This window comes from Brucella pseudogrignonensis (assembly GCF_031454375.1).
GTDB classification, from domain to species: Bacteria; Pseudomonadota; Alphaproteobacteria; order Rhizobiales; family Rhizobiaceae; genus Brucella; species Brucella pseudogrignonensis_A.
Genome location: NZ_JAVDQT010000001.1, coordinates 1,076,204 through 1,089,308, shown reverse-complemented (window position 1 = coordinate 1,089,308; position 13,105 = coordinate 1,076,204). Strand labels below are relative to the sequence as shown.

The following is a 13,105-nucleotide window of genomic DNA, read 5'->3' as shown; positions in this document are numbered from 1 at the left end:
CTGATTTGCGGACTTAATAATTAAAGCTGAATAGTTTGGCCATGAGACAGATAGTTCCAGAGTTGAAATCTGCACGTTTTCAACGGAGTTAACGTAAAACTGATTTTGATAACGCAATACCCTTGCTGTTTCGCCATATTCGTCTCACATGAGTGAGGAAAAGTCGCGACACAATCGTGTCATCTCATAATCTGACTTATTTGGAGTTGTTATGTCGAAACGCCCTTCATTTTCCTTCAATGAATTTTCAGCACCGCAAAAAGGCGTGAGCATCGTTTTGGTTGCCAAAGGCGGAAGCTTTGCGGAAGAGGCGGGGCAAGCCGTCGGTGGCTCTGAGAAGATTACGCGTATCATTGAAGTGTCGGGCTTTTCGGGCGCTTTAGGCAAAACTGCAGAGGCAATCGAAATTTCTGAAGGCGGTATCGATAAGATCGTGCTGGTTGGTGCCGGTGAACCGGGCGAGCTTGGCAATGACGACTGGATTAAAATCGGTGGCGCAGCATTTTCGCGAATCGGTAAATCTGAGCGCGCTACGGTGACACTGGCTCTGCCTGAAACGACAATTGCCGGTGATGAAGCAGCCGACGTCGCGCTTGGAATGATCCTGCGCTCCTACGAATTTAATCGCTACAAAACCCGCAAGAATGAAGAAAATGGTGAACCAAAGCATGCTGCCAAGGTTCATATTCATGTGGCCGACACACACAGCGCGAAGAAGGCGCTCGAAGTTGCTGAGGCGGTCGCGGATGGTGTTCTGAAAGCCCGCGATCTCGTGAATGAGCCAGCCAATGTCCTTGGCCCTGTGGAATTTGCGGAAGAAGCCGAAAAGCTTGAAAAGCTGGGCGTTAAGGTTGAAGTTCTTGGCGAAAAGGAAATGAAGAAGCTCGGTATGGGCTCGCTTCTGGGGGTTGCGCAGGGATCGCCGCGTCCACCACGCCTCGTTGTAATGGAATGGCAGGGCGCGAAGGCTAAAGAAAAGCCAGTAGCTTTCGTTGGTAAAGGCGTGACTTTCGACACGGGTGGCATCTCGATTAAGCCAGCAGGCGGCATGGAAGAAATGAAGGGTGACATGGGCGGTGCTGCTGCAGTCACCGGTTTGATGCGTGCACTTGCGGGACGTAAGGCAAAGGTCAACGCCATTGGTGTGATCGGCCTTGTCGAAAACATGCCAGACGGCAATGCGCAGCGTCCGGGCGATATTGTTACATCAATGTCTGGCCAGACAATTGAAGTTATCAACACCGATGCCGAAGGCCGTCTCGTACTCGCTGATGCGCTTTATTACACCAATGACCGCTTCAAGCCGCAGTTCATTATCAATCTGGCCACGCTAACGGGTGCTATTCTCGTGGCTCTTGGTACACATCATGCAGGCCTTTTCTCCAATGATGATGAATTGGCAGACCAGCTTTACGATGCTGGTCAGGCAACAGGTGAAAAGCTGTGGCGCATGCCGATGGGCAAGGAATATGACAAGATGATCGATTCCAAATTTGCCGACATGAAGAACAGCGCTGGTCGCCATGCAGGCTCGATTACAGCCGCGCAGTTCCTTAAGCGGTTTGTCGGCGACACGCCGTGGGCGCATCTTGATGTTGCCGGTACGGCAATGGGCTCGCCTACCAATGAATATAGCCAGACATGGGCGTCTGGTTATGGCGTTCGTCTTCTTGATCGTCTGGTTCGCGATAATTTCGAAAGCTGAATTTGATTCAGAAACAATGCGTTGTGGCGAAGATGTGAATCACTTTCTTCGCCACGATGAATGATCTAAAGAGAGCGCATGGCTGAGATCCTCTTTTATCACCTGACTGAATCAACGCTCGATGAAGCTCTGCCGGGGCTCGTTGAGCGTTCTCTGACGCGCGGCTGGCGCGTGACTATTCAGGCAGTTACGGACGAGAGGCGCGATTCGCTGGACAGTCTGCTCTGGACGTTCTCCGATACGTCATTTGTCGCGCATGGGACCGACCAGGAGCCATATCCTGAACAGCAGCCGGTTTTGCTGACTACCACGCAGGAAAACCCAAACAGTGCCACTGTCCGTTTTCTCGTTGAGGGCGCTTCACTTGATCAGGTTGCTGCTTATGAGCGTTTGGTTGTGATGTTTGATGGGCACAATCAGGAACAACTCGAACATGCGCGGGCGCAGTGGAAGTCGTTTAAGACGGAGAACCACGATTTGACCTACTGGCAACAGACACCAGATCGTCGTTGGGAGCGTAAAGCTTGATGCGCGCTCTATTCGTTGCAATGATTATCGCAGGGTTCAGCATTGCGTTGGGCTATCCTTGGTATATGCGCCATTTCACCGGTGATGAGATTGGTCGCTGGCCAATCCTTGAAAGCCGTCAGGCTGGATTTATTACGCAAGAAATCAAACTTGAAGCAAGCGATGCGCCCGTTCGCATCTTTCTCGATGCAACGCCATTGCCGGGCTATGTGCCAGCAGAACGTCGTTCAGCGATAACACTCGCTGTCAGCCGCAATGGGTTTCCCGTTCTTTCGCAGGGGATGGATTTCGCTTCCAACAGCAGCTCGATCAATACGGATCGCCCACAGGATGGCAGCGTTTTGCGCCAGAGCGCTGGGGATATTGACCCTGTTTTGTCTGGCACCTATTCATTCCGTGCCGTTCAAGGCAACACGGATGGTCTTCAACTGTCAAAGGTTGATCTTGTGCTGCGGCGTGGCGCGGAAGAGGCAGACGAGACCTATACAACGATAGGTCTCATTCTCGGTGTGCTTGGTGTTTACGCATTGATGCGAACACGCATTCGCCGCCGGGTTGATTAGAGCACATCCCGAAAAGTGTGAAGCGGTTTTCGGACCAAGATGTGCGTCAAAACAAACATTGAGAGCGCCGATCTGATAAAATCAGATCGAAGTGCGCTCTAGGGTATTATTCAGCCATTGCCTCTTCATATTCGGAAGACATTTCCAGCCATTTGTCTTCTGCTTCGGCGAGCGTTGATTTTGCATCGCTCATTTCTTTATTAATCCGGATCGCTTTTTGCGGTTCCTTTTCATACAGAGCAGGGTCTTCCAGCTGCGTCATTGATGCCTGAATCTGTTTCTGCAGTTTCTGCATCAAGCTCTCGGTTTCCTTGATTTTTTTCAGCAAAGGCGCGAATGTTTCACGTTTTTGAGCAGCGAGTTTGCGCTGCTCTGCCTTGTTGACCTTCGGACCTTCCTCACGTTCCGAGACCTGATCGCCCTTAGCATCGGCGAGCACAATCTGACGATATTCATCAAGATCACCGTCGAAGGCTTTCACGCCGCCTTCGCGGACCAACCACAATCGCTCCATCGTGGCTTCGATCAAGTGGCGATCATGCGCAATCAGGATCACGGCACCATTGAAAGCATTGAGCGCGTGAACCAGTTCTTCGCGGCTATCAATATCAAGGTGGTTGGTCGGTTCGTCGAGGATCAGCAGGTTAGGGCCGTGGAAAGTCGCTAGCCCCATCAGAAGTCGCGCTTTTTCGCCACCTGAGAGGTCTCTGGCAGGTGTCAGCATCTTCTCGGTCGACAGTCCCATTTGGGCGACGCGCGCACGAACCTTCGCTTCCAGTTCACCCGGCATGAGCTTACGCACATGCTCAATGGCGTTGTCTTCCGGGATCAGATCATCCATCTGATGCTGCGCAAAGAATGCGACTTTGAGGCTTGGCGAAAGCGTTAGCGAGCCTTTTTCGGGCTGTAAACGTCCCGCGATAAGTTTTGCCAGCGTCGATTTACCGTTACCGTTGGAACCAAGTAGCGCAATGCGATCATCATTGTCGATACGAAGCGTGACGTTGCGCAGAACCGGCTTTCCCGGCACATAGCCGACATCTGCGTTATCGAGCGCGATGACGGGCGACGCGGTCTTTTTGTCAGCGTCAGGAAAGCGGAACGGCTGCACGTTGCTTTCGACGTAAAGCTCAATAGGCTTGAGCTTTTCCAGAGCTTTCATGCGCGACTGCGCCTGACGGGCCTTGGTCGCCTTCGCGCGGAACCGCTCAACGAAGGATTCCATATGCTTGCGATGCGCTTCCTGTTTGGCATGAGCCTTTTGCTGAAGCTCAAGCATTTCATGGCGCTGCCGCTCGAACTGATCATAATTACCACGCCAGAAGCTGATTTTCTTCTGATCGAGATGCATGATTGAGGAGGTGGCCGAGTTCAGCAGGTCACGATCATGGCTGATGATGATGACAGTATGCGGATAGCGCTTCACATAATCGACAAGCCACAAAACGCCTTCAAGATCGAGATAGTTGGTCGGTTCGTCGAGCAGCAACAGGTCGGGCTCGGAGAAAAGAACAGCGGCGAGCGCCACACGCATACGCCAGCCGCCGGAGAAGGCGGATGCCGGACGGCGTTGTGCTTCGGCATCAAAACCCAGACCTGAAAGGATCGCGCCTGCGCGCGCTTCTGCGGAATGGGCGTTGATATCAGCAAGACGTGTATGAATTTCGGCAATACGATGCGGATCGGTCGCAGTTTCTGCCTCTTCAAGAAGTGCTGCGCGCTCGTTGTCCGCCTTCATGACGATTTCAATCAGCGCATCTTCAGTGCCCGGAGCTTCCTGTGCCACCTGACCGATACGCGTATTCTTCGGCAGCGATATGCTGCCGCTCTCCGATGCAAGATCACCGGTGATCACGCGGAAAAGTGTGGATTTTCCGGTGCCGTTACGGCCAACAAAACCCGTCTTCGATCCCGCTGGCAGTGTGACACTGGCGTGGTCGATCAGAAGGCGCCCGGCGATGCGTACAGAGATATCGTCAAGAATAAGCATGGTGAGAAGGCTTTTGCACGGCTTCCAATATTTGCGCAAGTATCAACTGATTGAATATCAGGCGAAGCGGCGTCCCGCTTCGCTACGCTGGAACTGAATAAGATCAAGCGAAGGTGCATCCGCACTCAAACGGGTGAGTGCCGCATGAATTTGTCCGCGATGGTGCGTCTGATGATTGAACAAATGACCCAGTGCTGGCGCGACCCGCTGGCTGATGGTTCGCACATTGGTCGCTGTCATATACGTAAACCGGCCCGCAAGCCGTTCGGCATTCATGCTTTCAATATATTTGCAGATACGCTGATCTTCAGCTTTTCGCAGGTCGCGTAGTTTGATGAAGTCATCCGTAATAATGGCATCAAGCTGGTTCGGATGATCGCCTTCGCCGGTGAAGCGCTTCATCCAGATACGGTCTGTAACGAGAAGATGATTAAAGGTTCGATGGATCGATCCGAAAAACAGGCCGAGGTCGAGCCGGTAATCTACATCGCTTAAATCAGCTGCTGCGGAATAGAGCAACTCATTGGCCCAGCGATTGTAATAGGCAAACATTTGAAAGTGCTGTTCCATGAGTCCCCGCATTGGAATCGAATTATCCATCTATGCAGTCAATTTTCTGTCGTCTCAAGCTGATAAGCGACATACCCAAGGGCGCTGCCCCTTGGCAATCGGGCCTATCAACGCTATAGAGCCTCACTTTCCGAATTTTCCATCATACAAGGTGTCATAATGGCAATCGAACGTACTTTCTCCATGATCAAGCCTGACGCAACTCGCCGCAACCTCACCGGCGCGATCACCACCAAGCTTGAAGAAGCTGGTCTGCGTGTTGTTGCTTCCAAGCGCGTTTGGATGAGCACCCGCGAAGCTGAAGGCTTCTACGCTGTTCACAAAGAACGTCCTTTCTTTGGTGAACTGGTTGAATCCATGTCGTCCGGCCCAACAATCGTTCAGGTTCTCGAAGGCGAAAACGCCATTCTCAAGAACCGCGAAGTTATGGGCGCAACCAACCCTGCAAACGCAGACGCTGGTACAATCCGTAAGGAATTTGCTCTGTCGATCGGCGAAAACTCGGTTCACGGTTCGGATGCCCCTGAAACCGCTGCTGAAGAAATCGCTTACTGGTTCTCCGGTACCGAAATCGTCGGCTAATTGCTGATAGATTGAATGAAAAAGCCCGGTCGCGAGACCGGGCTTTTTTTTGTATGCGATATTTCTGAGCTTAAAGGCTTTGAGCAAGCCTTGCCAACTCGTCGCCACCTTCATCAATCAGGACGAGTTTTCCAGCATCCATCTTATAGGAACGCGTCTTTTCGAGAATATCGAGGAATTTGCGCTCCTGATTCATCAGGGCAGGCGGGCATTGCATATAAGTGGAACCAATCTCGGCAAAGGAGATATTGCTGCCGGAGATTGTCGCTTTGCTCATAAAGCGGTTGCATCCGCCTGAACCGCTCACAGTGCCATCCGAGTCGACCAGAAGTGTGGTCTGCGCAGTATCAACAACGCCGCCACCTTGAATATCTTCAGCGAGCCAGTCCTTGCCTTCAATCCCAATAGCGGTTGATTCATCGGAGCTTTTGCGAACCATCACAACTTTCAGTTCGATGGAATCATCAGGCTTCTTTGGGTCGATAGAATATCGCTCATCATTCACAAACCACAATGTATCGCCAGCGACGATGCGCGCCTGCAAAGCGTAACTATGGCTCGGTTCAATCTCATCTGTGTCAAAGCTGATTGCGAAAGGGATAGGTACGCCCTGCAGTGTATTAACCGTTGTTTCGGCAATAATCTTTGACGGCGCATCAGCAAGGGAAACATCTGTGAGCTGCACGATCAGGTGCGCTTCAGGAGGCAGTGCAATGCGCTCACGATACATCACCTTGCCACTGATTGTCTTTTCAGCGGCAACACTTGCCGTTGGCATGGAGGTTGTCACAAACATGGCAGCTGCACCGAATGCACCTAGCCCGGCAGTGAGCGCTGCCACGATTGAAAGAGTTTTCGTCAGTCCTTTTAGCATTGCCAATTCGAAACTTTCGTTCCCCCAAACTTTTTTGTTTCATACTTTTAGCTGCTGGGACAATCTGTCGATTGTCATATTCGCTCACTCAAAAGCATCAACAGTCACTGCGCAAACAATAAGCGCGGCATCATGTGAAAATTGTGGCAGCGTAGTCACACACCTTACAAATTAGCCTATATTTTAGGGGGTTAAATAGTTAATTCGCCATTAAATTAGAACCGAGAAACTCTTTGTATGCGAAAAAGAATTTTATCTGCGGCATCGTGTTGAAACAAATGCTGCATTCAGCGCTTCTGCCAGCGCTCACGGCTGTGGTCGTCCGCCACCTTTGATTCGACCCAATTACCCTTGTTGCCGTCGAGTAAATGTTCCCGTTTCCAGAACGGCGCATCGGTTTTCATGAAGTCCATAAGGAATGAGGCTGCTTCGAAGGCGGCCTGTCGATGAGACGATGCGGTCACTACAAGGACGATATTTTCTCCGGGTTTTATCAATCCATAGCGATGAATGATCGAAACGCCGGACAAAGGCCACCGCTTGATCGCTTCATCAGCAATGCGTCGAATTGCGGTTTCGGCCATGCCTGGGTAGTGTTCAAGTTCAAGCGCAGATAGCTTGCCGCCTTCATCGCGGCACAGGCCAGTGAAGCTGACAATCGCGCCGATGTCCTTGCGACCTTCGCCAAGTTTGTTGATTTCCTCGGCAATATCGAAGTCGGTACTCTGTACGCTAATGAAGAGGGGGCAGTTGTCGCTTCTCGTCATATCAGCCGCCCGTCATAGGCGGGAAAAGCGCTACCTCATTGCCATCTCGAATGAGTTCATCATGTTCGGCATGTTCTTGATTGATAGCAGCACGAATGACGTTTTCATGCTCGAATGCTGCTTCATATTCTTCACCAAGCGTTTTCAGATGAGCAATAAGGTCGCTCACGCTGATCGTCTGGTGTGGAAGCTCGATAACTTCTTCGCCCCTGCCGATTTGTTCACGAACCCAAGCAAAATAGACGAGGTTTACGCGCATGATGTTAGTCCATGACGTGCTTGAGGCCAGCGCGGAAATAGTCCCAGCCGGTGTAAAGCGTTAGGATTGCGGAAATCCAAAGAAGCACGATCCCAATTTCAGTTGTGAAGGGCAGAATTTTTTCACCAGCTGGACCAGCGAGCAGGAAGGACAACGCAACCATTTGTGCTGCGGTCTTCCACTTTGCCAATCGCGAGACAGGAACGCTGACTTTCAATTCGGCGAGGTATTCACGCAGACCAGAGACCAGTACTTCACGGCAAAGAATGATAATCGCGGCCCAGAGCGTCCATCCGGCGATGGTGCCATCAGCTGCCAGCAACAGAAGGCAGGCCGAAACCAGAAGCTTATCGGCGATCGGATCAAGCATACGGCCAATCGTTGAGGTCTGCTGCCAGATACGTGCGAGATAGCCATCGAAAAAGTCTGTAATGCTGGCGATAGCAAAAATTGCCAATGCGGCCCAACGCGAATTATCACTCGATTGAAGTCGTCCCTCTACGAAGAAACACAAAACGACAAGCGGCACGGCAATAATCCGTGCGTAAGTCAGTATGTTTGGTAGGGAGAGAGTGTGATTTTTCCGCATTGTACCGCCGTATTCGTTGCAGATGCACAACATCAGGGATGACTGAGAAAATCAACACCTGCTCATGTGTTCTTTATGGACGTAATGACGCCTGTGGAGAATTACTCGCCCAAACCCAGACAAAATTACGTCATCGATCATGAAAATGATCGTGAATGGTCTTTGCCATAGCCTCTGAAATACCTTCAATCTGCATGAGATCTTCAATGGCTGCTCTGGATACCGCTTTTGCGGTCCCAAAATGATGAAGCAAAGCACGCTTGCGCGACGGACCGATTCCCGAAATCTCATCAAGCGGATTGGCGACAAAATCCTTCTTTCGCTTTGCACGATGCGTACCGATTGCAAATCGGTGTGCTTCGTCGCGCATGCGCTGGATGAAATAGAGTACCGGATCGCGTGGCGGCAATGTGAATGGCGGCTTACCTTCAATAAAGAAACGCTCGCGCCCAGCTTCACGGTCCACGCCTTTTGCAATGCCGATGGCCGTAACAAGGTGGCCGATGCCGAGTTCGCTTAAAATCTGCCTGACAGTACCGACTTGTCCTTGACCACCATCAATCAGAATGAGGTCAGGCCATGCTGGGAAAGCATCGTTGCTTTCGACATCGCTTACAGGCTCTGGTTCGCCATGCTCCTTGACCAGTCTCGAAAAACGCCGCTCAATGACTTCCCGCATCATGCCAAAATCATCGCCCGGCGTGATGTCCGTCGATTTGATATTGAACTTGCGATACTGGTTTTTGACGAAGCCTTCCGGCCCGGCCACGATCATGCCGCCCACGGCATTGGTGCCCATGATATGCGAGTTATCATAAACTTCGATGCGGCGTGGAACTGTTGGCAATTCGAAAGCTTCGGCCAGCCCCTTGAGCAAGCGTGTTTGCGACGATGTTTCCGCTAAGCGGCGACCAAGTGCTTCGCGCGCGTTGGTCAAAGCATGATCGGTGAGTTCTTTCTTCTCTCCGCGCTGTGGAACATTGACATGCACGCGATAGCCCGCCCGCGATGAAAGCGCTTCTCCGAGCAACTCCTGATCTTCGATAGTTTCCGATAGAAGAATGAGTTTTGGACAAGGTTTGTCATCGTAAAACTGGGACAGGAATGCACCAAGCACTTCGGCAGCGCTAAGCGAACTGTCGGCTTTTGGAAAATAAGCGCGATTGCCCCAGTTCTGACCCGTGCGAAAGAAGAAGACCTGAATGCAGGTCATGCCACCATCCTGATAAATGGCAAAGACGTCTGCTTCCTCAACGGTTTGGGGATTGATACCCTGATGTGACTGAACATGCGAAAGTGCGGCAAGGCGATCCCGATAAACAGCCGCATGTTCGAAATCGAGATCGGCTGATGCTGCTTGCATTGCCGCCGCGAGGTGGTCTTTCACCTTCTGGCTCTTACCAGAAAGAAAGGCTTTCGCTTCATCGACCAACTCTGCGTAGTCCTCGTCGCTGACCTCATGCGTACATGGACCAGAGCAACGCTTGATTTGATAAAGCAGGCAGGGACGGGTGCGGGTTTCAAAAACCGAATCTGTACAAGTCCGCAACAGGAAGGCGCGTTGAAGCGCGTTAATGGTTCGTGTGACGGCTCCGCCGGACGCAAATGGCCCAAAAAACTCACCCTTGCGTGTGCGTGCGCCGCGATGCTTAAAAATGCCCGGCGCACGGTGGCCGCCAGTCAGCAAGATATAAGGAAACGATTTGTCATCACGCAGCAAAACATTAAAGCGCGGCCGCAAGCGTTTGATGAGATTCGCTTCGAGAAGCAGCGCTTCCGTTTCAGTTCGCGTGACAACAAACTCCATTGTCACGGTTTCGCCGATCATGCGGGTAATGCGGTTCGAATGTCCTACACCGCGGGCATAATTTGAAACGCGTTTTTTCAGGCTGCGGGCCTTGCCGACATAGAGCACGTCACCGGCGCTGTTGAACATCCGGTAAACGCCTGGATTGTTCGGCAGGTGCTTAACGAAAGCGCTGATGATATCTGCGCCACTCAGACCAGTTGTATCAGGCAAACCGTCTGATGAATCCCATTGAATGGAATCAGCGGCTGAAGCGACAGCGGGCGTCTCATCTAAAGAATCGTCATCGTCGATATCCGCATCATCCATGACAATATCTGTCACATCCTGCTCACTATCCGAAAGCAGGTGCGAAGAAGCATCATCATTGAATTTGCGTGGTGCGGTCATTCTCTAATTCCTGCTATATCGGGGGTCTCCCATGCCAGATGTTGACCGCCGTCAAGAGCGATCATCTGGCCTGTTACGGAGCGGCTTTCCCAGAAATAGCGAATAGTGCGTCCAAATTCCGACAGGTCCGGCGCACGTTGCAGCGGTAAACGGCTGACCTGTAATTCAAAGTCTTCCACATTTTGGCGTTCACTCGGCAAAGTGGGGCCGGGGGCAATAGCATTGACACGGATACGCGGTGCAAGTGCCTGTGCGAGTGTTTTTGTCGCGTTCCAAAGCGCAGTCTTTGAAAGTGTATAAGAGAAGAACTGCGGGTTCAGTTTCCACACGCGTTGGTCGATGACGTTTATAACAAGCCCATCCAGATTTTCCGGCAGTGCTTTTGCCATTTCCTCAGCGAGCACAACGGGTGTTTTAAGATGAATAGCAAAGTGGCGATCCCACAATGACATATCAAGAGTGCCAACACGGTCGTCTTCAAAGAGTGATGCGTTATTAATAAGCAGACGAATCGGTCCAAGCTGCTTTGATGCCTGTTGCACCAATCCGCGTACGTCGCCTTCGTTGGCTAAATCAGCAGTCACAACACAGGCTTTCCCGCCATTCGCCAGAATCTCCGCTGCAAGTTGTTCGCCGTCTTGAACGGAGCGATTGCAGTGAATCGCCACTGGAAAGCCATGCGCTGCTAAATCCTGGACGATCGCTTTTCCGATGCGTCGCGCACCGCCGGTCACAAGAACAGGGCAGTTTGCAAGCGAAATGGTTTGCGGAGTTTCCAACAGGGTAAACACTTCCTTATCGTGATTCATTGTCGTTATTCATGCCATTTTGCCGGAAAAAAGTAGCGGAAAATAGTGGGGCTCACACAGACTGCTGACAAAAGACTAGCAAATTCAGTGGTTTCAGTTGGCGACTATCCTGTAAATTTCTAATTATCTTAAGCCTCCCCATTTATATAGGGGCGGCATAAGAGCGTTGCCAGAATGCAACATCGCAATTTTGCCATGTTCTCGACAGGTTCTCTCCACACCACGGAGCAGATCGTGCCGCAATTATCCCCGATATGTCTTCCTGTCAGCGCGGCATGGGTCAATTACTCCCCAAGTTGCTGCCCGCCCGATAAGGGACCGCGCTAAAGGTAATTTAATGAAGGAGAATGCAATGCGCACTCTTAAGTCTCTCGTAATCGCCTCGGCTGCGCTGCTGCCGTTCTCTGCAACTGCTTTCGCAGCTGACGCAATCATGGAACAGCCTCCTGTTCCAGCTCCAGTTGAAGTTGCTCCTCAGGCAAGCTGGGCTGGTGGTTACACCGGTCTGTACCTCGGCTACGGTTGGAACAAGTCGAAGAACGAACTTCCTGGCGGCAACATCACTGTTAAGCCTGACGACTGGAAGGGTGGCGCTTACGCTGGCTGGAACTTCCAGCAGGACCAGTTCGTATACGGTGTTGAAGGTGACGCAGGTTACTCTGCAGCGAAGAAGTCCCGTGACGGTCTTCAGGTTAAGCAGGGCTTTGAAGGCTCGCTCCGTGGCCGTCTTGGTTACGACATGAACCCAGTTCTGCCATACATCACCGCAGGTGTTGCTGGTTCGCAGGTTAAGCTTTCGGGCAACAACGATGACGAAAGCAAGTTCCGCGTTGGTTGGACTGCAGGCGTTGGTATGGAAGCTAAGCTGACCGACAACATTCTCGGTCGCGTAGAATACCGCTACACCCAGTTTGGCAACAAGAACTACGATCTTGGTGGCACGACTGTTCGTGACAAGCTGGACACGCAGGACATCCGCGTCGGTATCGGCTACAAGTTCTAATTACTTCGTAATTGAACTAAAAAACCGGGCAGGAAACTGCCCGGTTTTTTTATTGTTTGATTTTTTAGCCTTGCGGTAAAAGCTTAACCAACTCTGGATGTAGTTCTTCGAACCGCTTCATCCAACGCTTGAGCTTTGGGCGACCGCGTTCCCACTTATCTCCAAAGCGTAGAGTGAGATAGCTAAGCGTTGCAGCTACGGCCAGATGGCCACCGTGAAGTTTGCCAACAAGACGTGGCGGAGATTCATTCAGAAGGTCAAGTGCCCGCTCTGCCTTGCGCCATTGCAGGTCAAGCCATGGTTGGTGCACTTTTTCTTCCGGGCGTGCGCGACGTTCATAAACATGGGCAAGCAAAACATCAGCCAGACCATCAGCTATCGCTTCATAGCGCTCTGCGTCGGTACGCTTTTCAGCATTGCGTGGGAAAATTTTATTTCCGGAAACACGATTGAGATACTGCATGATCGCGCGGCTGTCGAAAACCGATTTACCATCGTCGGTAATCAATGTTGGTATTTTGCCGAGCGGATTGGCATTGACCAAATTCTCCGGCTCAGCCGATGTGGTCACGACCACGCTTTCAAATGGTATGTCTGCGTAGGCCGCAGCCATGCGCACCTTGGCGCTATAGGGCGAGGCGGGCGAATAAAGAATCTGGGTCATCATTA

General features: G+C 51.6%; 14 protein-coding genes. 5 read left to right on the top strand and 9 right to left on the bottom strand.

From position 1 onward, the window contains the following. The first annotated feature begins 211 nt into the window (after positions 1-211). The 3 genes from J2782_RS05515 (at position 212) to bspB (ending at position 2,796) form a co-directional block, all read left to right on the top strand. Positions 212-1,705, top strand: coding sequence for a leucyl aminopeptidase (locus J2782_RS05515; protein ID WP_310010590.1), 1,494 nt, complete (start codon positions 212-214; stop codon positions 1,703-1,705). 78 nt (positions 1,706-1,783) lie between these two features. Beyond that, positions 1,784-2,233, top strand: a complete 450-nt coding sequence (locus J2782_RS05510) for a DNA polymerase III subunit chi (protein ID WP_250039534.1) — start codon at positions 1,784-1,786, stop codon at positions 2,231-2,233. Next, the gene (bspB, locus tag J2782_RS05505; protein ID WP_310010588.1) at positions 2,233-2,796 is read left to right on the top strand and encodes a type IV secretion system effector BspB; all 564 of its coding nucleotides are present in this window, start codon (positions 2,233-2,235) and stop codon (positions 2,794-2,796) included. The genes J2782_RS05510 and bspB overlap by 1 nt, the downstream gene beginning before the upstream one ends. A 106-nt stretch (positions 2,797-2,902) precedes the next feature. Here the strand turns inward: bspB and J2782_RS05500 are convergent, their stop codons facing one another. Continuing rightward, positions 2,903-4,786: an ABC-F family ATP-binding cassette domain-containing protein gene (locus J2782_RS05500; RefSeq protein ID WP_310010587.1), complete on the bottom strand. Its 1,884-nt coding sequence runs from the start codon at positions 4,784-4,786 to the stop codon at positions 2,903-2,905. A 57-nt stretch (positions 4,787-4,843) separates the two neighbouring features. Beyond that, positions 4,844-5,356 carry a DinB family protein gene (locus J2782_RS05495; RefSeq protein ID WP_310010586.1) on the bottom strand — a complete coding sequence of 171 codons (513 nt, stop codon included), beginning with the start codon at positions 5,354-5,356 and terminating at the stop codon, positions 4,844-4,846. 159 nt (positions 5,357-5,515) lie between these two features. On the opposite strand from J2782_RS05495, the gene ndk reads away from it, so the two are divergent. Next, positions 5,516-5,938: a nucleoside-diphosphate kinase gene (ndk, locus tag J2782_RS05490; protein WP_094506874.1), complete on the top strand. Its 423-nt coding sequence runs from the start codon at positions 5,516-5,518 to the stop codon at positions 5,936-5,938. Positions 5,939-6,008: 70 nt separating this feature from the next. Here the strand turns inward: ndk and J2782_RS05485 are convergent, their stop codons facing one another. From J2782_RS05485 to J2782_RS05460, 6 genes are all read right to left on the bottom strand, one after another. Then, a complete protein-coding gene (locus J2782_RS05485; protein WP_310011086.1) occupies positions 6,009-6,812 on the bottom strand; it encodes a YbaY family lipoprotein in 804 nt (267 codons plus the stop codon). Positions 6,813-7,099: 287 nt separating this feature from the next. Then, positions 7,100-7,579, bottom strand: a complete 480-nt coding sequence (locus J2782_RS05480; RefSeq protein WP_310010584.1) for a molybdenum cofactor biosynthesis protein MoaE — start codon at positions 7,577-7,579, stop codon at positions 7,100-7,102. A gap of 1 nt (position 7,580) precedes the next feature. After that, positions 7,581-7,838 (bottom strand): molybdopterin converting factor subunit 1, encoded by a 258-nt coding sequence (gene moaD / locus J2782_RS05475; RefSeq protein WP_310010583.1) that lies wholly within the window; start codon positions 7,836-7,838, stop codon positions 7,581-7,583. A gap of 4 nt (positions 7,839-7,842) precedes the next feature. Further along, a complete protein-coding gene (gene pgsA, locus J2782_RS05470; RefSeq protein ID WP_310010582.1) occupies positions 7,843-8,427 on the bottom strand; it encodes a CDP-diacylglycerol--glycerol-3-phosphate 3-phosphatidyltransferase in 585 nt (194 codons plus the stop codon). Between the two features lie 130 nt (positions 8,428-8,557). Beyond that, positions 8,558-10,624, bottom strand: coding sequence for an excinuclease ABC subunit UvrC (uvrC, locus tag J2782_RS05465; protein WP_310010581.1), 2,067 nt, complete (start codon positions 10,622-10,624; stop codon positions 8,558-8,560). Further along, positions 10,621-11,433: an SDR family oxidoreductase gene (locus J2782_RS05460; RefSeq protein ID WP_310010580.1), complete on the bottom strand. Its 813-nt coding sequence runs from the start codon at positions 11,431-11,433 to the stop codon at positions 10,621-10,623. Before J2782_RS05460 ends, uvrC begins: the two co-directional genes overlap by 4 nt. Positions 11,434-11,785: 352 nt before the next feature. On the opposite strand from J2782_RS05460, the gene omp25 reads away from it, so the two are divergent. Next, positions 11,786-12,436 (top strand): outer membrane protein Omp25, encoded by a 651-nt coding sequence (omp25, locus tag J2782_RS05455; RefSeq protein ID WP_310010579.1) that lies wholly within the window; start codon positions 11,786-11,788, stop codon positions 12,434-12,436. Between the two features lie 64 nt (positions 12,437-12,500). Here omp25 and J2782_RS05450 read toward each other — a convergent pair whose 3' ends face one another. Beyond that, positions 12,501-13,100 carry a glutathione S-transferase gene (locus J2782_RS05450; protein ID WP_310010578.1) on the bottom strand — a complete coding sequence of 200 codons (600 nt, stop codon included), beginning with the start codon at positions 13,098-13,100 and terminating at the stop codon, positions 12,501-12,503. Between the last annotated feature and the right edge of the window lie 5 nt (positions 13,101-13,105).